The following is a 23,026-nucleotide window of genomic DNA, read 5'->3' as shown; positions in this document are numbered from 1 at the left end:
ATGCTCTAATCATTGCAATGAGTTACAAAAATTTTTGATGATGAAATCAACCTTAACAACTTAGCGAACCGCATCAGCTAGGGCAGGACGGCCAGTGACGGGAGCCCGCAATGCGTCTTGAAGGGAAACTGTGCCGTAGTCACGCTCAAGAAAAGCCATGACAGTGCGACCGAAATCGGTCGGATTGTGATCGAATGCCTCAAGACACACGCGACCTAACGCGCTACCCATTGGCTCAGGATTCCACAGCAATCTTCGAGCTGTCCAAGGCATCATACTCATAGGATTGTAGTTCGGCTTGATAAGCCCTTGATCGAACCCATACTGCTCGAGATGAGTATGGGGTTGCAAACCAATAAAGAAAATCGCAGGTTCAACACGATCAACTCCGAAAATCCTTTCAAGCTCCCTATGATACGTTACGGTTTGACTGATAGTTTCAGGCCGTTCATCAATCACATTAAACGAATAATTAACTGACACGTGGTCACGGAATCCTGCGGCCGCTAGCATCCTACAACTTTCAAGGACGGTGCGGAGGTTATATCCCATGCGCATTTTTCGTACAAGCTCTTGAGAACCTGAAGTAATACCGATTTCGAAATAGCTCATCCCCGTCTCCACCATTAAACGGGCTAATTCAGGATCAAGATTATCAGCACGTATATAAGCGGCCCAGCGGATATCCGTTAAACCTTCGGCTTTGATAGCACGAAGGAGTTCTTTTGCATCTTCGATGTAGCGACGAGCAGGAATGAACTGAGCATCAGTGAACCAGAAACCACGGACACCACGGTCGTACAGCTGCCGCATTTCACCTACAACTTCTTGAACTGGGTTGAGACGCACCCGCTTGCCTTCCACAACCGTATAGATGCAATAACAGCAGTTGTGGGGGCAACCACGCTTGGTCTGTACGCCTATATAAAAGTCACTGCCCTCCAGATACCAATCAAGTTGAGGCCAAATTGAAGATATATAAGAATAGTCACAGGCAGTTTTTGGATGACTCTTAGGCTGCTCATGAATTAGTCCGGGCCGAGGGGTTTCGCCAACAACAAAACATCGCTCGTCTTCAAGCGATTGGCCGGAAAGAAGCTTATCTAATAAAAGCTCTCCCTCACCCACAGACACAATAGTGCCCTTAGGTAGAGACTTACCTAACTGCTCATAAAATACGCTAACGGCTCCACCACCAAGCACGGCTCTTGCCTTGGGGATGTGGCGGCGGGCACGTTTCAGACCCTGACGTAGGAGACTTTGGTTACGATGCAACTCGCCATAGTGACTGGTCATCAAACGAAGCCCCCCCAGCGCGCCATGAAGACGCTTTAGGGGGTTGTGGGCATAAAAAACTTCGAGTGAATTTTGCAAGGGATTTCCACCACGACCATTGACCGGTGCATAAATCTGTATATCTCTCCAAGAAAACACCAGAAGCGTGGGGCGGAATTGATCTACAGTGATACGCAAAACACGCCTTACATCTAACGCCGGCAAAGCAGCAAGATCGAGTATGCGCTGTGGCATCTCGGGGAAGCACTTGTGCAAATGATCAGCCAAATAAACTGGGCCAATCGGGAAAATTGGATTGCAAGGAAGCCGTACCAACAGCACTCGCTCTTCTTGTAGAGACAATGACAATGCTGCGAAGTGCTGAAACCCTAACAAGCTCATCGGCTAGTAGAGCACGAAGCGGTTCTTGCAATTCGATTTACAAAGCGTATTGCCAAACAACGCAATATTGCTTTACAGTCGCCTTGGGCAGGGCTTCCTGTCCCTTCCCTAAACCGTCCTTTCGAGGACACTTCTTTCCGTTCTCATGACCACAACCATCCAGCAGCGCTCCAGCGCTTCTAGTTGGCAGTCTTTCTGTGAGTGGGTCACTTCCACCAATAACCGTCTGTATGTCGGTTGGTTTGGTGTACTGATGATCCCAACTCTGTTGGCTGCCACCATTTGTTTTGTCATCGCTTTTGTTGCCGCACCTCCGGTTGACATCGATGGCATCCGTGAGCCTGTCGCTGGCTCTTTGATGTACGGCAACAACATCATCTCCGGTGCTGTTGTTCCTTCCAGTAACGCCATCGGCCTGCACTTCTATCCCATTTGGGAAGCAGCCTCACTCGACGAGTGGCTGTACAACGGCGGTCCTTTCCAGCTCGTTGTTTTCCACTTCCTTATCGGCATTTACGCCTATATGGGACGTGAGTGGGAACTGTCCTACCGCTTGGGTATGCGCCCCTGGATCTGTGTTGCTTACAGCGCTCCTGTCGCTGCTGCTTCCGCAGTGTTCCTGGTCTACCCCTTCGGTCAGGGTTCATTCTCAGATGCAATGCCCCTGGGCATTTCTGGAACTTTCAACTACATGTTGGTGTTCCAAGCAGAGCACAACATTCTGATGCACCCCTTCCATATGTTGGGTGTTGCAGGTGTTTTCGGCGGTAGCTTGTTCTCCGCAATGCACGGATCACTGGTGACTTCCTCCTTGGTGCGTGAAACGACCGAAAGCGAGTCCCAGAACTACGGCTATAAATTCGGCCAAGAGGAAGAGACTTACAACATCGTTGCTGCTCACGGCTACTTCGGTCGTCTGATCTTCCAGTACGCATCTTTCAATAACAGCCGCAGCCTTCACTTCTTCCTGGCTGCTTGGCCCGTTGTTGGCATCTGGTTCACCGCTCTTGGCGTGTCAACCATGGCCTTCAACCTGAATGGTTTCAACTTCAACCAGTCCATTCTTGATGGTCAAGGTCGTCTCTTGAATACTTGGGCCGATGTGTTGAATCGTGCCGGTCTTGGCATGGAAGTAATGCACGAGCGCAACGCTCACAACTTCCCTCTGGATCTAGCAGCTGCCGAATCCACTCCTGTGGCTCTGCAGGCACCTGCAATTGGTTGATCTAAAGTCAATGTAGACAGCCCGGTTTCGATTAACCGAATCACCCGAAACCTCCCAAACCTCCGTCTTCTGACGGAGGTTTTTTTACTTTTCTACTCTGTTTCCTTTATCAATCTTTACCCTTGATTAATTCTTGTGATTAGACACTATAGTATCATAGAGACTTATGATTCACTTTTAGTTTAAGGCGTCTTTAAGATGGGACAATTAATGCATGAACGAACCTCTTCCTAGATTGCAAAACGATAGATTTTATGTGAACCTGATACAGTTATATTTTTATCTAAATCTTAATTATAAATACATAGCTATTTAGTTTTAACTGTCTTTTAAAAATCTTTAAAACCTTGATTTTTGATGAAACCTTCTTGATGCATGTTAGCTATAGAAAAGTATATTAAATAGTGTGTTATTTTAGATAATATTATAACAGCATTTTATGCTGTAATCAGCTTCTTATAAAATAAGAAGCTGATTACAAATCTATGTATAATTTTATTTAAAGATCTACTATTATTCTATCTAATAGCTTATTAATTAGATTAATAATAAGTTGAATACCATAAATATTTTTGTAAATGTAAATAGATTATGATTAATTCCAAATGCTATTAATCTAGATTTAAATTAATTGAGATTTCTATTAGATAATTTTGAATCAGTCAATATTAATTGATAGCAAAAGTCCACTGTTAGTTTTTTATTTTATTATCGTTGCTTCTAATGATATCCTGACATAAGTTTGTAATTAACATACTCATTGCTCTTGTTACTATTAGTTAATTTAATCTTTAGAGCGAGGTGAGATAATCTTATTATAATTCAAGCTTTTAATTTTCATATTTAGTACTGTTTTTTATTTTAGATACATTCTAATATAGAATAATATTAATGCTTATAGCTGTATCTATGTAATTAAGGTTAATTGACAATTATAGATTATAATAATTCTAATCAAGCATGTGGTAGCATATTTATGTTATTTATAACTATAAACATATGATTAAAATCATAAAATTATTAGAATGCTTGCTCTCAGTATGCTAATAGTAACATGCTATAACTCTTTAAAAATATGTCAATAATTAAAAATTATTAAATAATATAACTAGATTAAAATTTACCAGTGATATAATAGTAACTATTCTAATCCTTAAAACAGTTAAGATGCAGAAAAAAGTTTTTTATTTTTAAACACTGCTCAAATTCGTAAATATTACAACTTTACGGGAATAAAAGTACTTAACAAGAATACTAATAGTCGACATAAATATTAGTCAAAAAATTTAGGTATCGTAATCAAATTTCTATGAATATTAAACTGCGGAAAATTTTTTGTTTCTAGAGAGTTATTTTAATTATTTATTACATTTTTACTAACTAATTTCGACGGCCCACAATTACTGATGGTGTGTTGCCCAAGCTGCCAGGAAGTGCTGGTACAACCTCTGTTTTCCCATCCCATTTATCAAGAAAAAGCTTGAATAATACTTGGTCGTCTAAACTACGGTTCAGAGTATTGTATCGAATTGCCTCTTGCTCAGCGATTTTTACCTCCGTTTGGGCGCGCAAGAGCTGCTGCTCAGCAATTTGTTTCTGTTCAATTGCAGCGCGATATTCTTCCGCAATTTGTAGACCGGTTAGATCAAGTCCTCGGACTTCAACATAATCAAATTTGTTAAGCTCATCTGCTACAGTGCGCTCAACTATAGCAGATATATCGTTCCACTCCGTGGCAATTGTAACTAACTCATATTGAGAGAAAACTGATTTGAGAGCTTTCAAAAGCGAAGGTTGTATGATACGAGGGTAGATATCACGATCGTTGCCTGCGATTGTCCGATAAATGCGGCCAGCCTCATTAGGTCGAACCGCGTATTTCATAGTAGCCGTGGCTTCAATAACCTGAAGATCCTTTGTGAGCGTAGCAAATTCTTCCGGCCGAACTTGTGTACGTACATCGAAAGGATAAACTGATTGTAGAAGCGGTATTTTAAGATTCAGTCCAGGTAAACGAGAACCTCCACTCACTTTTCCTAGAGTTGTAACTACGGCGACTTTGCCAGCTGGAACAATAAATAAGGCTTGGCCGGCGAGTAAGACTGTAGTCAGCACAACCGCTACAAGCACAATTAGCGTGTTAGCAGGATCATTGATAGGTCGGGGAGTTTGGATCATCGGTGTATCTTTAAATCAAAAATGTTGAATTGTGTAGCCATGATCGTGCTGTCTTGATGAATTTGTAGTCGAACTGACGTTGTTTTTTCTTTTTTTAGAATTGTTTCTTTACAATTGAGTAATAATCATCATGTCTATGATAATAGCTTTGGTGAATCAGCAAGCATGATAATTGCCGCATGAACGAAGTAGCGTCATTTCTGGAATGATCAAATTTAGTTTCTTTACTTATTGTAACCGATCAATCACTTGACACAAGTGAAAATAAAATATAGACACAAATGGAAACTTAACAAATAGCTAGGTCCTAAAACTAAAGGTATTTAACTATTAAAGTGCTTATAACAGTTGATATATTTAGTCATAATTAAATTAATTGAATTTCAAGTATATAGATTTCTGCTCTCAGCATCTTTGGTCGTTAGGTTATAAAAAGTTAAATACTGATGATGTTTTTGTATAGAATTGCATTAGTATGTATTAATTAATAAGTATCTGTGAATCTAGTCTATAACCAAAGATTTCTTTTCTGCACTTTATGCCTAGTTTAGCAAATGAAAGATTCAACGTTGAGATAGGCAGTATGAAGCAAAAGTCTTCGATCAACGAGAAAAACTAAAAAATAACACTAAATATTAGAAACTTGCTTGATTTGGTTGAAATAGATTTTCCAGATGTGCTTACCGGTGCTAGGCCTAGAAAGATAATATATACATCTTAGGTTACCAGACTCTGTTTTTACCTAACTGTTAATCAAGATACTGAATTAAAAAAGCTTCTATCATTCTTCTAGTTACTTTTATAGATATAAACTCAGTGGTTATAATTTCTCCTCCTGAAATAAAGTGTATGAACAGAATAAAAATTTTATAAAATCGATAGTTTGGGTATCTAGTTCAGTTGTCAAGTCTATTGTAAATTAGAATTACATTAAATAAAGATAGTTTTTCTATCGAGCTGTATAGAAGTAGAAAAGCGTTTCCTATCAACTAGAAAAAAGATTTACACTGTTATTAAGTTAATTAGATCACTCAATACTATGTGCAGTACTATCCATGTCCCAAAATATTTGAGGAAACCGGACAATACAGCTTTATCGATTCTTAAGGCATGCCCAATAACCTTTCATTATGCTTCTGTATCGGCTTTGATGGAATGACTCTATAAAATTTTCATGACATTGGGTTGTTTCCTACTGTTTTTTATTTTGGGACTTATTGTAGCCATTACTTTCCAACTTAATCTATTAACTTGGTTTCTTGTATTATTAGCGATTATTGTGGCAGTGCGTTTGATTCGTCGTTAACTGAATCATATAGAGATTTTGCTGAGTTACTAGTAAGTTTCATGAGTTCATGCTTGGCAAAACTAGAAATAAATGACTTCACCTTTTGAAGCTATTGCATTTCTAGTTATCATTAAGTATAGTATTACTTTGCTACAAAGTAATAGATTGATTTATCCTTACCAAGATAAGATAAATAACTAGATCAATCCAGCAATAAATATCAGATTTACTAATATCTAATTTAGTAGAAGTTATGCTAACATCGCGAAAGGTTTCATTATTACACTGCTGCAGTGTCTTACTACTTCCCTTTGCTATAGCAATTTATATACCCATGTTAAAAAAGCTGCGAAGAAATATACATACCTTATTTTGATTGGCTGCAAATTAATCAATCATTCTAGGACTAACTACTGCAAACGCAAAGAAAAACTTCACCATCAAATATGTATCTTTGCATGATTGGACAAGCTGAAGGGGTGCACTGTAATAGTAGTGAGAGATGAAATAAGAATCGTCAACTGATTGATTGATATTCTGAGTATTATTTATGCAAAATTATTGATAGCATAATCATTAAGAAACAGTATAGGAAGACGTTATCAATAAGCTAATAATATGGTTTGTTATGCTACTTTTAGCATGTTGAAGTAGGTGCTAAGCTTCAAGCCTTATATTCTCATAAGGATTTATGCTACAAAGCCTCTTTACGCTGGTTTTTGCGGCGATCATGTGGGTTCAGGTGCCCCAGTGGCAAGACGATTGGTCAAAATGTGCTATAGATGTCCCAGACGTGAATTGTCATTGGTATGTGGTCGCCCCGGACAGTACCTTCGGTGAAGGTTTTGATTGGTCTATAGCGCCATGGTTTGATGTCAATGGTTTACGGGATGTAGCTAGTCTGAAAAATACTATGCAAAGCATCCATCAGAGAGCCCTAGCTGCTAGCAGCTAGGAGTCTTGGTTTATGTTAACTCTGCGTAAATACAATTTGAATTAATCAATCTAGATTTGAAGCTGTTACTGTGAGTATAATATACAAGGCATCAGGTCATTCAAAGTAATTAAAGTTGCTATGATGGATTTAGACTCTCGTCTTGAGGAATTAGGATTTTGCAAAAAAGAAGGGAAAGATGGCTCTATCAAGTATTTTCTCTATCTGAATGATGAAAGCAAGTTTTTCTGGACTCAGATCACTGTAACTCCCGTCAAAGATGCTTGGCAAGTGACATATTCGAGGTCAGAAAAACAAGTAGGTTTATGGAAAATACATAGCGTTGTTAAAAAAATAGACGTTCATGTGATTAGCAAAATTGAAACCATGATCGAGGAAATCTCTGAACAGAAGGTCAAAACTCCTGATTTATTAAGGCGAATATGTAGTAGCTAATCTTTTACTCTTCAGTTACTTAACTATCCTAGTAAATTACTTTATTTTGAGGTTAGCCATTAATATCAAAAAACACCATTAAGAATTCTCATCGAGTAAGATTTCTCTTTTCTAGTTATTAATCTCAAAAACCACTTTCACTTATCTAAATCTAACTGCATGCAACCCTAATCTTTGTTACGATAAACCGTGATAACATCTACTAAAAAGTGGTTGTGGATTAAACAAAATCCTCCTTACCTAAGAAACCGTTTCAATATCCAGTTCCACCTGATATGCAGGTGGGATTTTCGACTAGATAAGCCTCATAGCTTTTTGCTTATCTTAGCGTCTAGGACATAGATCTGTTGACAAAACTCATCATTGATTGGGCACCCTGTCTCAAATAACTACTTCTTTTTGCTGACAAGGGTTGTTTTTGGATTTAATGGGCAAGCCAAAGCTTGGAAAGGTTTATGACGCCCCTCAATGATCAAAGTACCCATTGGATGGGCATGAGCTGTGTGAACTTCCACTTGCGATGCTTTTCGACTAACTGCGTTCTAGAGAAGTCCGGTAACAAGATGCTATAAGCATTTGTACTCAATTTAACAATAAAAGTTTCAAGAAAAAACTGGATCCTATTAAGTCTTCTAATTTCTAAAAGTTTCTTCATCTTTGTATATATTCAATAAAAATTGATCACACTTTTAATATTATATTCTACTGAAGATAGCATTAATTATCAAAAAATGATAAAAATAAGCTTGAATAAAAAGATTCACCTTATGTTTATGCAGTCAATAATTTTAAACAAATTTATTATCTCTTATTTCAAGAATTTGATTCACTTATTAAGTGACCCAAATTTATACAATAAACTTTCCATTCTATTTAAGAAGTAATCTTTTAACTAGCAATAATTTTAAGATAAGAGTTTATTCCTTATTAATAAAAAATGGTATCATTCATTAGATGTTTAAGTTTGTATCTATTTTTTATAAAAATTTAACTATTAAATTTCTTATTCTTTTAATATTAAGACTATTCTGAGTTTTTGCTCAGTCAAATCTGCTAATTTATGAGAAGGTAAGATGATAGAGTTAGAGTTAGCAATGCCATTTGCTTATATAAGCTATCTTAGTGCAAATAGTTTGTTTTCTTACTAACTTTTGTTTTCAAAACTAATAACTAGGATAATTAGAATCGAACTTGTTGTCTTGTATAAGATTTATTACCATTATTAAAATGTTTTTAGTAATTTTACTTTACTCAATATTTTAAACTAATAAAAGATAGTTAATTAATATTGCTATATATGATTAATTATTTTTTCAATAAATGAATATTTTCTAAAATGTTAAAACTCCTCAACTACATTGCTAATTATAAAAATATTAATTTTTAAAAATTAATATAAAGTTTAAATCATTCTTAAATATTAACTTATGATCATCATATTTATATTTGTTTATTAATTAATAAATCTAGAAATGCAGACAAGAATCTCATAATAATTTATAGAAGTCATCGATAAGAACAAAAATTTAGATGGAAGTAATTAGAAGAAAGGTCAGTTAAGAAATCTCATTAGTTATTGAGAGATTTCCTGCTAAAACCAATAGGGGCAAACTGTTTCTCTCATAGGAAATTACTAGATATCAGTCACAGACTGCCTTTTGCCACAGTTCTTTCTGTTAAAAGATGGCGCCTGATTTGGACAAACTCGATTGGTGTCAACAACCGCTCACCCATCGTAACAATTGGTCAGTTGGCTTGGGACCCAACAGCTGCAAACAGAATGCATACTATCTGGCGTGTCTCATGTAGAAAGTCGTGGCGAATAAGCTTTCTTCAATCGCAGTGCTGTTGCACTTAGAAAGTACTTAGTAGCTTTGTGTCGTCTTGGCTTTGATTCCCCGCTGGAAATACATGACTGATGGCTCCAAGTCCATCATTAGGAATGCTGTCGTCTCTGCGTTGGTGATTTTCATCGGTTTAACAGTGTTCCGAGCTTTTTTTAATTGGATTGTTCTTGCCATGATCATCTGGGCAGGCTGGAAATTTCTGAACCGCAAGTAGGCTGCGATCGAATCTTATCGCCATAGTTATCGCTTTTGGTGTTTAAGCCGTGAGCGCTATCGCATGTTGAATAAGAGATACTCGCACATCTATTGCTGAAGGTATTAAGTCAGTCTCTGTAATTGCTGTAGCGATTTTTCGTTGGCACTGTCTTAATTATATCAAAAATACCTAGATTTCATGTAAACTAAGTGCCGGCCACTTATATCGCATTTTCTTTTAAAATATCCAGTACAAAATATATACAGAAAGCGAAATAAAATAGTAATTATTCCGTATTCAAAGCATATGAAGTCTGCATAAACTCAAGTCTCAAGGCATTTTTATCCTTTGTATTTATATTTGATAGTGTAGGCAAGACAATAGGGAATAGTAACGAGATTATCCATGCCTAAAGATTATTTCTGAGCTAAGCGGTTCAGTCTTGAATGCAACCTTTCGCTTTGCCCTGCTGCCTTCAGGCATGCGTCGGTCTTGAGACTGGCGATGCTGTTAGTGTTGTGGGCTCGCGATCGAGAGCGCATGCCACTCAAAAATCTGTTGTTCAACCTTCTGGATAATCGGCGCCAATAATTGATGAGTTGATTTTTAAGTCTCTCCAGCTGCAGCGTCAAGATCTCTGGAGGGGTTGACCTTGTCCATAAGGGCGCGGCATTTGGTATCTCGTGCTGTTTCCACCACTTGTAGAAATCGTGGCAGTCGTCTGGCTATGATTCCAGTGGTGCGGCGCCAATGATACGGAATCCTTCCTTGCCTTTAATCGATTCTGTTTCGCGATTGACCTTATAAACCAGTTAGCCTTCCTAATAAAATATACTAGAAAATTACAGCTATTTTGGTCAAAAACCAAATTTTTTTCAGTACATCCCACGATACTAAGCTGACTTCGGTAGGTCTGTCGTCGGTTTAGGTGTGCATGTGCACCTTATCATCTCGTCATTCTCGAAATCTTCGATGCCTGCGACAAGTCTTGCAGCGGCATCATTACCGCGCATGCTGCGGATTTGATCCAACTAGTCCTATTTCACCTGCTTCCACAGCCGCCTGAGTTTGTCGTGGGCAATTTGCCTGCTTCTAGTGTTAGCAACCCAGATGCAGAGCACTGTATTCAGCAACGCGGCATCTGAGGCCTAGCGCTGCTGGCTAGCGAAAAAATGATCAATTTGTCGGAATAAGGCGGATACGTCTTACCCATGTGCGTTACGTTAGATCAGCTTTTTGCCCAGTAATTCGCCTTTGAGTGCCGTTATCAACGTCTGCAGCGCTTTGGATATCAAATGCGCAGGACTGTAGGCATTAAGTCCATTTGGATCGGGCCACTTAAAGGTACTCTTCGTAACAGCATCGAAAATCCGTGCAGCTTCGGCGACCGCCTGCAATACCCTTACTGCTCCTGGTGGTGGCTTATAGCGTCTTATCACCCTACGCTTGGCGCCAGCGCCTTGAGGCTCATCTGGTCGCGGCGGTAATTCTGATGAAACAACCCGCAGGCGATCGCGTTTATGCTCGATGTTTTCCAGCCAGGTTGCCCGCGTTGTGGCCGAGAACGTCACTCTGATGAAATTCTGCATAACCTTGAAGGGTTTGCAAGAGTTCTGAGCGATCTCAACTGATGGAAACGATTCGCTTAAAAAAATTGCGGCAACCAGGAAAAACCCCAGATGCCGCAATGTGTCTGGCTACGCTCCCTGATGGATTCGAACCATCGACCGACTGCTTAGAAGGCAGTTGCTCTATCCAGCTGAGCTAAGGGAGCAACCTTCCTATTTTGGTAGCTCAAACCAGTTACCACGGGTAGATAGGGGCCGTTTGCTCCTAAGATTGGCAGTTGTGTAAGTAGCGGCATCAGATGGTACCGCGTCGTCTTAGTGACAGCGAGAGGCAGGAACTAGTAGGCCGTTATAAAGCAGGTGAGTCCACTGCTGCTCTCGCTGAGGAATTTGGTTGTAGTCCGAATACTGTGAGTCGCACAGTTAAATCGCTGTTGCCGCCTGAGGCCTATGCCGCTCTAAAAGCTAGTCGTCAAAAAAGCGGGGCTGTGAGTGCTTCAGCATCAGTCCATGTTGATATGGTGCCACCTCGTAGTGAAGTCCTAACAACCGCTATTGCTGCGAACTCAGACGACTCTGTTGTCCTTATCGACGCTGCCTCCGCCAATAAAACCGCGCCTATCATCTCCTCCGAAGAGCTTTCTTCGGAGGATCCCAGTGGCCTAGCGCTGAACGATGCCGATGATTTTGGTAAGGAACCCGAAGAGCAAAATTCAGAATATGAGGACCCGACTTTTTTTGAAGTTCCTACAGAGCTAGTACCTCTGATCGGGATTAACGAATTGAATAATCGCACTAAAACAGAAACTCGACCACTCAGTCCTGGGGTACTTCCTAACAGTGTTTATATGCTGGTAGACAAAGCGGTTGAGTTAGACGTCCGCCCCCTTAGGGATTTTCCTGAACTTAATCAGCTCGATGTTACTGATCAGGATCGACAGGGACTTTGTTTATTTTCCAATCCTCGAGCTGCTAAACGCCAGTGTAGCCGCAGTCAACGAGTTATCAAGGTACCCGATACCGGTGTATTTGAACGCACGAGCTCGTATCTCTTAAAACGAGGCATCACTCGCCTTGTAATAGAAGGTGCCCTAGTATCACTAGACGATTAATCAGGACTTATTGTTGGTGTCTTGCCCAGCGGGCATCAGGAAGGCAACGGTGCTTCCGCCACTTACAAATCCTAATATAACGGACATTCCTATAATAAATCCCGTTGGAAGTGGGACAGAGCGCATTTGACCAACCTGAAGTTGATGGCGATCTTGCAGGTTTTGAGCTCCCAAACAAAGCACAAGCAGTAGCGTTATGCTACCTCCAAAACTAATTGCCAATAATCGCAAGCGAAGGAGCAAAGGAGAAATCCGGGGGTTGTTCAGTCTGATGTTTCTTGATGCAATAAAGCGTAAAGTCGGCGTCGGGAGAGTCCTGTTTCGCGTGCCAGTTGGCGTGCCGCGTCACTGGCAGTCGTACCTTGCGCGATCAGGTTTCGAAGACTTTCTGTCAATTGTATATCACTCAGAGTTATTGCCGTGGTGATTGGTGCGCCTCCGAGAACCAAAGTAAATTCTCCTTGGGGATGTGTTTGTTGAAAATGATTAAGGGCTGCTTGCACCGTTGGACCCACCTGTTCCTCATGGCACTTTGTGAGTTCTCGTGCCACCTGCAAAGGACGTTCTGAACCGCAGTAAATACAAAGTTCCGACAGAAGTGTGATTAATCGATGTGGTGCTTCGTACAGCACAGTGGTACGTAGTTCACTGGCAATTTGTTCAAGACGTTGTCGACGTTCTTTGTTCTTTGTGGGTAGAAAACCTTCAAAACAAAAGCGTCCACTTGGGAGACCACTACTTACCAGAGCGGTGGTAGCTGCACACGGGCCAGGAACACAAAGCACGGCGTGACCTGCCCGGCGGGCGGCAGCTACGAGTTCCTCACCAGGATCACTAACGGCAGGTAATCCGGCGTCACTGACTACCGCTAGGCTGCTGCCCCCAGCTAGTAACTCCAGTAGTTGAGGCAGGCGCGCACGAGCATTATATCGATGAAAAGATAACCTCCTCCCCTTCGCCCCTAGTCTGCCAAGAAGTTGTCCACTGTGGCGCGTGTCCTCACAAACGATGACATCGACAGCTGTCAATAGGTGAATGGCTCGTGGGGAAAGGTCTCCCATGTGGCCAATCGGAGTTCCTACCAGGTACAGACTGCCAGCAGCTGGTTCGTCCCGCTGCATCACAATGACCAGCACCTCTCCTGATCATCATGATGCCCAACTCCGTCATTCTTCCTGCTGGTATCAGCCAAGAAGCTTTGCTGACCGAATTGCGACGGCTCAGCTGGGGTGCAGCCGACATCCTCCGTGCTTATGCCCGCGGCAAGCAACCTCCCCATGGTTTCCCTAAAGTATTGAGTGTAGATAACGGCGGGGAAGGGCCCGTATCTGCAGCGGATTTAGCGGTCAACCAATGGCTGATTGAGGGGCTGTCAGCGGCTTTCCCAGATGCTGGCTGGATTCTACTTAGTGAAGAAACTGCTAAGAATCAGCTTACCGAAGGTCAGCCGCTACCAGCGGAATGGCTGTGGATTCTTGATCCTTTAGATGGCACCAAAGAATTCCTCCAAGGGACGGGAGAATACGCAGTGCATTTAGCTTTAGTGCGTGGAAATCGGCCGGTATTAGGTGTTGTATTCCTACCAGAAGCCGATGAACTTTGGATTGGCTTGGTGGGCAGTGGAGCTTGGTGTGAAAATCGCGAGGGAGAACGGTCACCCGTGCGCTTTAGTAAGCGCACGGCAACGTCAGATTTGCTCTTGGTGACTAGCCGGAGCCACTGCGATCAAAGACTCAGACAGCTGATTGCTGACCTTCAGGTTGGTGGTTTTAAAACTATTGGCAGCATAGGCTGCAAGGTGGCCACGATTCTCCGTGGGGAAGCCGATTTGTACATCTCCTTGTCAAATCGCAGCGCTCCAAAGGATTGGGACGTGGCTGCGCCGGAGGCTGTTCTCTCAGCGGCGGGGGGGTGTTTCACCCACGCTGACTTAAGTGATCTCACTTACAATACCGGTGACATTCGCCAAGCTGGATGTTTGATTGCCAGTCACGGGAAAGCCCACGCCGTGCTCGGAGAACGTACGACGCGGGCAATGGCTGCGATTGATCCCAGCTTTCAGGTATGATCAGCTGAGTGGAGCAACAGGGGTAGGCTGAGGCTCCACTTTAGTAAATTCGCCGTTCTGAGGAACTCCACGCAGGGTGAGGTTGATACGGCCCCGATTATCGATTTCGCGAACGCGTACAGTGACCCCATCGCCGACTCTTACCACATCCTCCACTTTCTCAACACGTGCCTCAGATAACTGAGAAATGTGGATCATACCTTCTTTACCAGGAAGAATTTCGACGAAGGCGCCGATTGGGATAATACGGGTGATTGAACCAGAAAAGACTTCCCCCTCGTTCACTTTCCGTGTCAACCCTTCAATAATCTTCTGGGCTTCTTCCGCCGCCGCACCATCGTGAGAAGCAATAGTGACAATTCCACTATCTTCGATGTCTATCTTAGTGTTGGTGCGCTCGGTGAGGCCCTTAATTGTACGACCACCCGGACCGATCACGGTACCGATCAATTCTGGATCAATGCGGAAACTTAATAAACGAGGAGCATGGGGAGATAGACTCGCCCGCGGAGTATCAATCGCCTCAAGCATTTTTTCAAGTATATAAAGTCGCGCTGGACGAGCCTGATTCACAGCATCAGCTATAACCTCCATAGAGAGACCGTTGATTTTCATATCCATCTGAAGTGCAGTTATTCCCTTTTTGCTGCCGGCCACCTTAAAATCCATGTCGCCGAGGAAGTCCTCAATGCCCTGGATATCGGTGAGGATTTTCACCTCTTTGCCTTCCTTAATGAGGCCCATAGCGGCACCACTCACAGGCGCCTTAAGAGGGACACCAGCATCCATTAGGGAGAGAGTGCTACCGCAAACGGAACCCATCGAGGTAGAACCATTAGAGCTCAATACTTCGCTTACGACACGTATGACGTAGGGGAAAGTGTCTTTTTCGGGTAGTACGGGAAGTATAGCTCGTTCTGCCAAAGCGCCATGCCCAATTTCGCGACGACCAGGGGAACGCATTGGACGAGTTTCTCCCACCGAGTAAGGGGGGAAGTTGTAATGATGCAGATACAGTTTTTCCGTACTGGGATGAAGATCATCCATCTCTTGAGCATCACTGGGAGTACCAAGAGTTGCGGTTGAAAGTACTTGGGTAAGGCCACGCTGGAACAGGCCGGATCCATGAACACGGCGAGGCAAAACCCCTGCCATAGCACTGATTTGGCGGACTTCATCTAAGCTGCGCCCATCAACACGTTTTCCATTGTTCAGGATTTGCTGGCGCATCAGCTTCCTGGTCAATGCTTTAAAACTATTACTGAGCAATTTTGAATTACTAGATACGGCCTGACGTACAACATCGTCATCTTCCAGAGTGGCTATCGCTTCAACAGATTCCGCCTTCACAGCCTCAAGGGCACTATCGCGCTGGTCTTTGCTTTGCTCAAACTGACTGAGTACAGCACTAATTGCTTTGGTGCACTGCTTCTCCAAATAGTCTGGAACGGTAGTGTCTTCTTCAGGGGTGTCAGGTTTGATCTGCTTAATGCCGAGAGTCTTTAGCAGGCCTTCTTGAGCCTCGATTAGTTCTAGGATTGCCTCATAGCCAAAATCAATTGCTTCGATCACATCTTGCTCGGGTAGCTGATTGGCTCCTGCCTCGACCATCACGACACCATTGGGTGTACCAGCAACTACAAGATCAAGGTCACCGCGTTCAATTTCGCGGTAGCTAGGGTTAAGAACGAAGTCATCACCCAATAATCCCACTCGTACAGCCGCCATTGGACCATTGAATGGAATGCTCGCAAGAAGAGTTGCAATAGACGCTCCGGTTACAGCTAATACATCGGCCGGGACCCTTTCATCAAGCGATAGGCACGTAGCCACAATTTGCAGATCATCCCGCATCCAGTTGGGGAAAAGCGGCCGCATCGGCCTATCGATTAGTCGAGAGGTAAGAATGGCGCGCTCTGGGGGACGTGCTTCACGACGCGTATAGCTCCCTGGAATTCGGCCGGCTGCGTACAGACGTTCTTCATAGTCGCAGACTAGTGGTAGGAAATCGACTCCATCTCGCCCACCAGATTGTGTCGCTGTGACGAGCACAGCGGTATCTCCGCATTCCACCAGGACGGAACCACCCGCTTGAGGGGCAAAACGCCCGGTGATCAGTCGAATCTCGCGTCCGTCAAACGAGATTGACTGTGTTTGTCCTTGCACGACGGTTTATGTCCCTTTGTCAATGGCTATTTTGACATTTCATGGTTTGAATCGACAAGGAAGCAAAGGTTTTTGCCTTTGCTTCCTTGTCGACCAGAAGTCGACAGAACTCACCAGCTGGATTTCACAACACCGGGAAGCTCACCTTTGTGTGCTCGCTCACGAAGTTGGTTACGGCAAAGACCAAAATCGCGATACACACCACGAGGTTTACCAGTTGCCCAACAACGGTTGCGAATACGGGTAGGAGCACTGTTTCGAGGCAATGCTTGAATCTTACGGTGAATCTCTAAGCGAGACATCGGGTCCTCGGCCGCATTGAATGCTGCCATCAGTGCAGCGCGCTTGGCAGCATAACGCTCGACCAATTTCTTGCGCTTCAAATCGCGAGCAATCATCGACTTTTTAGCCATGCGGCTTAACAGCAGCGCTGTAACAGGTCATGCAATTCTACATTTCACGGCTGACACCAGATGCTACCGGCTGATGAATTGCTGAACAAAGGATAGTTGACTGGTGTCTCGAATAATTAACACCAGCGTTAGGCTAACAAAGAGCAGCAGACCAGATTGGGCGAAAGCTAACTGAAGTCGTTCCGGAACCGGCCGGCCACGGATTCCTTCGATTAAGAGCAGAGCCATCTGACCACCATCTAATAGAGGCAAAGGTAAAGCATTCAGAACAGCTAGGTTGATAGAAATTAAGGCCATGAATAATACCAAACCACTGCCACCTTGCTGGCTGAGCTGGGCGCCCATCTCGACGATTTTAACTGGACCGCTGACCTGTCCAGCCGCGACCTTGAAGTCGGTAATCAGGCTGGCATAACCACTTACGGTTTGCCCTATCAGGTGAGTAAACTGCGTTCCGGCGTAATAGAACAATTCTCCTGGGTCCCTCACGGGGCGATTTTTACCGCTAAGATTGGCTTGCAATTGAGCACCAATACGACCTTGCCCTTCTAAATAAGATGGTTTCAGGTCGATTCGATCAAGCTGGTTATGCCGTACGCGTTCCACTACTAGAGTCTCGTTAGGAGCAGTTTTTACCAGATTTACCATCGCCTCTACCCCAGGTTGACCAGTCCCAAGGGCAAAAGAATTGACCGACAGTATCTTATCCCCAGGCTGGAGATCAGCACGAGCCGCTGCGCCACCGGGTTGAACGCTCACAACCAATACGCCAGGATTAGGGTCAGCCGGTAGCCCCGCAACAGCCGCTTGCCCAAGCAGAACAACCAAAGCAAAAGCAAGATTGGCCAAGACCCCGGTGGCAATCACTAAAGCCCGTTGCGGGATTGGACGATTACGTAGCAAATCAGGATCGTTAGGCGAGATTAAGCTGTCTTCATCGTTGTCGGGGAAAGCAACAAATCCACCGAGCGGAAGAGCCCGCAAAGCATAGGTGACGCCTTTTCTTTGTCTTTTAATCAGCGCTGGTCCAAAACCAATGGAGAAACCGCTAACGCGAATACCCTGAAGTGTGGCAGCTAGAAAGTGTCCAGCCTCATGAACCACGATCAATAGACCGAGCATCAAAAGGGCTGCAAAAATGTTCATCCAATTGATCACTGCTTAATCGGATTATTCTGGCTCGAGCTGCTCCAAGCCGACGTACGGCACTAACGCCTTGGGAAGAAGGATGCTGCCATCCCGTTGTTGGCCCGTCTCCAAAACGGCCGCCATCGTCCGACCAACGGCAAGACCGGAACCATTCAGCGTATGTACGAATTTTGTGTTTCTCCCTTCTTTGGTGCGAATAGCAGAGCGACGAGCTTGGAAATCCCCGCAAATGCTGCAACTAGAGATCTCACGAAAAACCCCTGCCCCTGGTAGCCATACCTCTAAATCGTAGGTGCGCTGGGCTGAAAAACCAAGATCGCCAGTGCACAGGTCCAGGGTTCTGTAAGGCAAGCCAAGAGCTTGCAATACGGCCTCGGCATCGGCTGTGATCTGCTGATGTGCTTCTTCGGCTTGGTCTGGATGGACAAACCAATACAATTCCACTTTGTTGAACTGGTGCAGTCGGATTAATCCACGTGTATCTCTCCCGTAGCTTCCGGCTTCTCTTCGAAAACATGGGCTATAGGCAACGTACCGTAAGGGAAGCTGATCAGCCGGGATTATTTCGTCGCGATGCAGCGACGTCACGGGAACCTCTGCTGTGGGAGTAAGCCAAAGATCATCTTTAGTACAATGGAAGCTTTCTTCCGCGAATTTTGGCAACTGCCCCGAACCAGTAAGGCTCGCAGTATTAACGAGGACTGGAGGCATCACCTCCCGGTATCCCTTACTAATGTGCAGATCAAGCATGAAATTGATCAGCCCTCGTTCTAGTCGGGCTCCTTGTCCTATGAGTGTGATGAAGCGGCTTTGAGCGATGCGTACGGATCTCTCGGCATCAAACAGATTTAGCCGTTGCGCGATCTGCCAATGCTCCTCTAGCCCGTCTTCTGTCCGTAGCGTGCCCCAACGACGCACTTCAACGTTGTCGTTCTCGTCCTTCCCATCCGGACAGAGCAAGGAGGGCAGATTCGGGAAGCTGAGCAGTTGATCACGTAATTCGCTGGACAGTTGCCTCTCTTTCTCCTCCAGTGCAGCCACCTTTTGCTTGATGGTACTGCCCCGTTGGCGTAGCGCAGCGACCTCTCCTCCTTCGGGATCTATCCCGCCTTTAATTTTTAAGCCCACTTCTTTGCTAATGAGGTTGCCTTCGGCGTGAAGTGTGTTGCGCTGTTCCTCCAAGTTTTTTTGTTGTCGTGCAATTAATTGGAGAGGAGCAAGATCAACAGTCGCCCCTCGCCGATCTAGCTGTCGAGCAATTATTTCAGGGTTGTCACGTACAAGGCGCTGATCGATCACGGTTTCGCCAACAGCAGCGCCGGCAGCCTATGGCAACCCACTCAAAGCATTTGACCAACCATGACTGCGGCAATAGCGGAGAATAGGGTGATACCAAGCGCAGTGATTGGATTCTGACCTTGGGCAACGTCGACCGTGGTAATTACGCCAGCGCCAAGGCAAGCCACACAGAGTTGCATGACAATATCGTTTCGGCGCTCCATGGTGAATCTGACGTTTTTCGGACCGTAGGGACTACGGTCCGACCTTGCCTGAACCGTGAACAGCATCTTTACGCCACGTCAGTCTTCTTTACTTCTAGCAATAGAAGCCTGTCGCGCTCTACCTCCAGCAGCCCATGCCTTAAGTTGCTCTAGAGACTCGCTAGCAGTGCGAGAGAGAGGAATCAATTGAGAGGCAGCCCTGATTAAATCTGTTTCACACAACTCACGCTGCTCGGCAAAGGCTAAGTGCATAGCTTCAATCACCATCTGCTCAAGCTCAGCTCCAGAAAAACCTTCACTACGACTTACTACAGTGTCTAGCGGGAGAATCAGTCCCGGTCGACGTTGTTGCAAATGAAGACCAAGGATACTCAGGCGTTCGTTGCTGCTTGGGAGATCTAGCAAAAAGATTTCATCAAAGCGGCCTTTACGCAGCAGTTCGGGAGGCAACTGCTCAACACTGTTCGCAGTCGCCACAACGAACACGGATGAACGTTTTTCTGCCATCCATGTAAGTACACTGGCCAATACCCTTTGGCTTGTACCGCCATCGCTGCGCCCATTTCCGCCAAAGCCTTTCTCAATTTCATCGATCCACAACACGCAGGGTGACATGGCTTCAGCAAGCTGAATCATATCGCGCGTGCGCGCCTCACTAGCTCCCACTAGGCCGGCAAACAGTCGGCCTACATCAAGGCGAAGTAACGGCATCGACCAACTGCGTGCTATCGCCTTAGCAGTGAGCGACTTACCAGTTCCTTGGGGTCCTACTAACAGTACCCCTCGCGGTAAAGGAAGCCCAAAGCTACGTGCTTGCTCTGAAAATGCTCTATGACGCTGTTGCAGCCAAATTTTTAGAGATTCGTGGCCACCGATTGCTTCAGTTCCTAAGTCGCAGCGGCAGAATTCCAAAACTTCACTGCGCGCGATGGATTGGCGTTTCTCCTCAAGTACTTCGGTAAGATCCTCTGCTCCGATAGCTCCGCGACGCGCCAAAGCTCGTGCTGCTACCTGACGAACGCGCATTTCACTGAGCCCACTACAAGCCTCAGCAAGGTCATCTAGTACATGGGGGTCAATAAAGCCACCACTGTTCAAACTAATGTTGCTGATTAACTGGCGCAGGTCACTGGCATCAGGTAGGGGAAGATCTAACAACGTCAACGCTTCATCTAGATCCAGCGGTGGCGTCCACTGTCCACAACAGAGGATCAAGTTATGGGATGTACTTCGAAGCGATGCCTCAAGATTGCGCAACATTCTCGCTATGCCAGGGTCATCACAAAATCGGTGGAAGTCCTTTGCTAGTACAAGGGTCGGACAACTGGGGTTGAGATCTCGCAGCCACTGCAACATCGCCATGGGCTGACGGCTGCCAAGTCCCTCGGCATTGAGCACACCGCTCAGACCATCGACAAAATTCCAACTCACCAGCTGGCTCTGCAGTCGAATGGCCGCCTGGTTTAACAGGTTTTCAACACGGGCTTCTTCGCTGCTGCGAATCCAGATGAGGGGTGTTCGCGCTCGCACTAAAAGATCGAAGTGGCTGCCCCAAGCCGTACTGCTCATAGGTTTTTAGTGCAACGCGAAGCATCCCAACAAAAATCGGTCAAATAATCTATATCTATATCCCTGAATTGATTTAATTCCGACAGTTCCAGACAATCTTTGCTGCAGTTATTTATATTCGACGACTGCAAGTTTAATTGTTTGCAGATCCGTTGCTGCGAATCAAAGCTGCCGTGAGGACTAAGAGTTTTTATCAAGTCCCCAAGCCTAGATATGTTTTTAGATGGTTGCAATCGAGCTCCTATTGGTATTGGATTACCCAACCAAATCAATTGAAAAAGCGAGCAATTTATACTCATAATCGAATAATCTGACGAATCAATTACAAGTTGGCTTTGCAATCGCATCAAGACCTCCATCGACTGCGAGAATATTGCCGCTATGTTTAATACATATCTCCATAAATAGGCGCTGATAACGGGCACGTGTTCAGCTTTCCTTCCACTACACATAATTTTTGGTATGCCAATAGCACGAAGGAAGCTCCTTAAGAACAACCGGTTCTAGCTCTGAAATCATTTGCCGCCTTTGGGTTCAAAAGGCAGTCGTGACCCGCCAGATCCTCCCGATGTAGCTGTAGCAGGTACAGTTTGTTGGGAGATTTGTTGATCAAGAATTTTTTGCAGATTTTCAGGTAGCGTTTCCTTGGCCAGAATGAATGTCTGGAGAGCTTGGAAGATATTAGCGATCACCATATAGAGCAGTACGCCTGCTGGCAGTGGGAAAAAAAGGAACATGCCTGTGATCATCACGGGCGTGATCTTATTGGCGGTGGCTTGTTGAGGATTTGTCGGCATACCCATGCCAGACAGCAACTGCGATAGGAAGAGTGTTAAACCAAATCCTCCAACCAGAATTGCTATGTCCCAATTGATAGCTCCATCATCATAGAAACCGACTTGTCCAAGGGCTTTAATAAATAGAAACCCACTGCGTGCTGCTAAACCAGGAATTCTGGCCTCGACAGTGGCATCGCCAGGGGCGATGGCCGTAATGTTGCCATCGCTTGTGACGTGCACTACCTCGTTGCCCTTGGTCACAGACCAGGATGGGGAAAAACGTCCTGGATTTTCAACATCGGTCAAAATGTCAGAAAAAGTGCGACCATCCTTGGTATGTAAATTTACGCTGGCGCTATCGCCCACACCAATCCTGGTGCCACGAGGAAGACTTGCGATTACAGGGACATGATCAGTTTCTCCAATAAAAATTGAGTGGCTCGCACTGTTGAAAGGTTTTGGCTCGACGGCTGCGATCTGATCAGCAGGAATCACCTTCATATTTAATGTGTAAGAAACATCGGCAAACGGTGATCCGCGCAGCGTTGCGAATAGTGCAAACAAAATCGGCATCTGCACTAATAGGGGTAAACAACCTGATAGAGGGCTACCAAATTCTTTCATTACTTTGCCCAGTTCTTCTTGCTGTTTTGGCAAGTTATTGGCGTAACGAGCTTTAATATCTGCTTGCCGCTTTTGCATCACAGGTTGCGCAATCCGCATGCGCCGAGCGCTGCGAATCGATCCAGCACTGAGGGGATAAAGCGCAATGCGAATGACGATAGTCAGGGCCACGATGGCCAGCCCGTAGCTGGGGACTAATCCGTAGAAGAAATCCAGGATTGGAATTAGAAGGTTGTCGGAGATGTATCCGATCACGTTGAGAAACCCGGGGTTAG

At 44.6% G+C, this 23,026-nt stretch carries 23 protein-coding genes and 1 tRNA gene; 10 read left to right on the top strand and 14 right to left on the bottom strand.

Going from position 1 to position 23,026, the window contains the following annotated elements; genetic code table 11:
- Nucleotides 1-60 precede the first annotated feature (60 nt).
- Nucleotides 61-1,677, bottom strand: coding sequence for a photosystem II high light acclimation radical SAM protein (locus ABWV55_RS04310; protein ID WP_353292445.1), 1,617 nt, complete (start codon nt 1,675-1,677; stop codon nt 61-63).
- A 145-nt stretch (nt 1,678-1,822) separates the two neighbouring features.
- Between ABWV55_RS04310 and psbA the strand changes: the two genes are divergently transcribed.
- On the top strand, nt 1,823-2,902 hold the full coding sequence (psbA, locus tag ABWV55_RS04305) for a photosystem II q(b) protein (RefSeq protein ID WP_353291152.1): 1,080 nt from the start codon (nt 1,823-1,825) through the stop codon (nt 2,900-2,902).
- Nucleotides 2,903-4,282: 1,380 nt separating this feature from the next.
- On the opposite strand, the gene ABWV55_RS04300 is transcribed toward psbA, so the two are convergent.
- Complete coding sequence (locus ABWV55_RS04300) at nt 4,283-5,080, bottom strand: prohibitin family protein (RefSeq protein ID WP_353292444.1); 798 nt, start codon at nt 5,078-5,080, stop codon at nt 4,283-4,285.
- Between the two features lie 1,979 nt (nt 5,081-7,059).
- Between ABWV55_RS04300 and ABWV55_RS04295 the strand changes: the two genes are divergently transcribed.
- Together ABWV55_RS04295 and ABWV55_RS04290 are read left to right on the top strand one after the other, a co-directional pair.
- Nucleotides 7,060-7,323 carry a hypothetical protein gene (locus tag ABWV55_RS04295; RefSeq protein WP_353292443.1) on the top strand — a complete coding sequence of 88 codons (264 nt, stop codon included), beginning with the start codon at nt 7,060-7,062 and terminating at the stop codon, nt 7,321-7,323.
- Between the two features lie 120 nt (nt 7,324-7,443).
- Entirely contained in the window at nt 7,444-7,758 is a 315-nt protein-coding gene (locus tag ABWV55_RS04290) for a hypothetical protein (RefSeq protein ID WP_353292442.1), read from the top strand.
- Nucleotides 7,759-8,147: 389 nt separating this feature from the next.
- Here ABWV55_RS04290 and ABWV55_RS04285 read toward each other — a convergent pair whose 3' ends face one another.
- Nucleotides 8,148-8,273 carry a hypothetical protein gene (locus ABWV55_RS04285; protein ID WP_353292441.1) on the bottom strand — a complete coding sequence of 42 codons (126 nt, stop codon included), beginning with the start codon at nt 8,271-8,273 and terminating at the stop codon, nt 8,148-8,150.
- Between the two features lie 1,168 nt (nt 8,274-9,441).
- Here ABWV55_RS04285 and ABWV55_RS04280 point away from each other — a divergent pair.
- From ABWV55_RS04280 to ABWV55_RS04270, 3 genes are all read left to right on the top strand, one after another.
- Nucleotides 9,442-9,567 (top strand): hypothetical protein, encoded by a 126-nt coding sequence (locus tag ABWV55_RS04280; protein ID WP_353292440.1) that lies wholly within the window; start codon nt 9,442-9,444, stop codon nt 9,565-9,567.
- A gap of 75 nt (nt 9,568-9,642) precedes the next feature.
- A complete protein-coding gene (locus tag ABWV55_RS04275; RefSeq protein ID WP_353292439.1) occupies nt 9,643-9,819 on the top strand; it encodes a hypothetical protein in 177 nt (58 codons plus the stop codon).
- 428 nt (nt 9,820-10,247) lie between these two features.
- The gene (locus ABWV55_RS04270) at nt 10,248-10,379 is read left to right on the top strand and encodes a hypothetical protein (protein ID WP_353292438.1); all 132 of its coding nucleotides are present in this window, start codon (nt 10,248-10,250) and stop codon (nt 10,377-10,379) included.
- 315 nt (nt 10,380-10,694) lie between these two features.
- Here the strand turns inward: ABWV55_RS04270 and ABWV55_RS04265 are convergent, their stop codons facing one another.
- Nucleotides 10,695-10,832: a hypothetical protein gene (locus tag ABWV55_RS04265; RefSeq protein WP_353292437.1), complete on the bottom strand. Its 138-nt coding sequence runs from the start codon at nt 10,830-10,832 to the stop codon at nt 10,695-10,697.
- On the opposite strand from ABWV55_RS04265, the gene ABWV55_RS04260 reads away from it, so the two are divergent.
- Together ABWV55_RS04260 and ABWV55_RS04255 are read left to right on the top strand one after the other, a co-directional pair.
- Complete coding sequence (locus ABWV55_RS04260) at nt 10,824-10,946, top strand: hypothetical protein (RefSeq protein ID WP_353292436.1); 123 nt, start codon at nt 10,824-10,826, stop codon at nt 10,944-10,946. The genes ABWV55_RS04265 and ABWV55_RS04260 overlap by 9 nt on opposite strands.
- Nucleotides 10,947-11,173: 227 nt before the next feature.
- Nucleotides 11,174-11,377 (top strand): hypothetical protein, encoded by a 204-nt coding sequence (locus ABWV55_RS04255; RefSeq protein WP_353292435.1) that lies wholly within the window; start codon nt 11,174-11,176, stop codon nt 11,375-11,377.
- A 124-nt stretch (nt 11,378-11,501) separates the two neighbouring features.
- Here ABWV55_RS04255 and ABWV55_RS04250 read toward each other — a convergent pair.
- A tRNA-Arg gene (locus ABWV55_RS04250) sits at nt 11,502-11,575 on the bottom strand.
- Between the two features lie 93 nt (nt 11,576-11,668).
- Between ABWV55_RS04250 and ABWV55_RS04245 the strand changes: the two genes are divergently transcribed.
- Nucleotides 11,669-12,481 (top strand): helix-turn-helix domain-containing protein, encoded by an 813-nt coding sequence (locus ABWV55_RS04245; protein ID WP_353292434.1) that lies wholly within the window; start codon nt 11,669-11,671, stop codon nt 12,479-12,481.
- Here the strand turns inward: ABWV55_RS04245 and ABWV55_RS04240 are convergent, their stop codons facing one another.
- Both ABWV55_RS04240 and rsmI read right to left on the bottom strand, forming a co-directional pair.
- Entirely contained in the window at nt 12,482-12,724 is a 243-nt protein-coding gene (locus ABWV55_RS04240; protein WP_353292433.1) for a hypothetical protein, read from the bottom strand.
- Between the two features lie 20 nt (nt 12,725-12,744).
- Entirely contained in the window at nt 12,745-13,602 is an 858-nt protein-coding gene (gene rsmI / locus ABWV55_RS04235; protein WP_353292570.1) for a 16S rRNA (cytidine(1402)-2'-O)-methyltransferase, read from the bottom strand.
- Between the two features lie 29 nt (nt 13,603-13,631).
- Between rsmI and ABWV55_RS04230 the strand changes: the two genes are divergently transcribed.
- Nucleotides 13,632-14,549 (top strand): 3'(2'),5'-bisphosphate nucleotidase CysQ, encoded by a 918-nt coding sequence (locus ABWV55_RS04230; protein WP_353292432.1) that lies wholly within the window; start codon nt 13,632-13,634, stop codon nt 14,547-14,549.
- Here ABWV55_RS04230 and ABWV55_RS04225 read toward each other — a convergent pair whose 3' ends face one another.
- The 7 genes from ABWV55_RS04225 to yidC form a co-directional block, all read right to left on the bottom strand.
- A complete protein-coding gene (locus tag ABWV55_RS04225; RefSeq protein ID WP_353292431.1) occupies nt 14,550-16,715 on the bottom strand; it encodes a polyribonucleotide nucleotidyltransferase in 2,166 nt (721 codons plus the stop codon).
- 110 nt (nt 16,716-16,825) lie between these two features.
- Nucleotides 16,826-17,128, bottom strand: coding sequence for a 30S ribosomal protein S14 (gene rpsN / locus ABWV55_RS04220; protein WP_353292430.1), 303 nt, complete (start codon nt 17,126-17,128; stop codon nt 16,826-16,828).
- 63 nt (nt 17,129-17,191) lie between these two features.
- A complete protein-coding gene (locus ABWV55_RS04215) occupies nt 17,192-18,274 on the bottom strand; it encodes a site-2 protease family protein (protein WP_353292569.1) in 1,083 nt (360 codons plus the stop codon).
- 24 nt (nt 18,275-18,298) lie between these two features.
- Nucleotides 18,299-19,576: a serine--tRNA ligase gene (serS, locus tag ABWV55_RS04210; protein WP_353292429.1), complete on the bottom strand. Its 1,278-nt coding sequence runs from the start codon at nt 19,574-19,576 to the stop codon at nt 18,299-18,301.
- 41 nt (nt 19,577-19,617) lie between these two features.
- Nucleotides 19,618-19,845, bottom strand: a complete 228-nt coding sequence (locus tag ABWV55_RS04205) for a hypothetical protein (RefSeq protein WP_353292820.1) — start codon at nt 19,843-19,845, stop codon at nt 19,618-19,620.
- 12 nt (nt 19,846-19,857) lie between these two features.
- The gene (locus tag ABWV55_RS04200) at nt 19,858-21,348 is read right to left on the bottom strand and encodes an AAA family ATPase (RefSeq protein ID WP_353292428.1); all 1,491 of its coding nucleotides are present in this window, start codon (nt 21,346-21,348) and stop codon (nt 19,858-19,860) included.
- A gap of 515 nt (nt 21,349-21,863) precedes the next feature.
- Nucleotides 21,864-23,006 (bottom strand): membrane protein insertase YidC, encoded by a 1,143-nt coding sequence (gene yidC / locus ABWV55_RS04195; protein ID WP_353292427.1) that lies wholly within the window; start codon nt 23,004-23,006, stop codon nt 21,864-21,866.
- Nucleotides 23,007-23,026: the final 20 nt, after the last annotated feature.

It is taken from the genome of Synechococcus sp. M16CYN, from assembly GCF_040371545.1.
In the GTDB taxonomy this organism is placed as follows: domain Bacteria; phylum Cyanobacteriota; class Cyanobacteriia; order PCC-6307; family Cyanobiaceae; genus Parasynechococcus.
The sequence above is the reverse complement of the archived record's forward strand: the minus strand, read 5'-3'. Positions and strand labels throughout refer to the sequence as shown.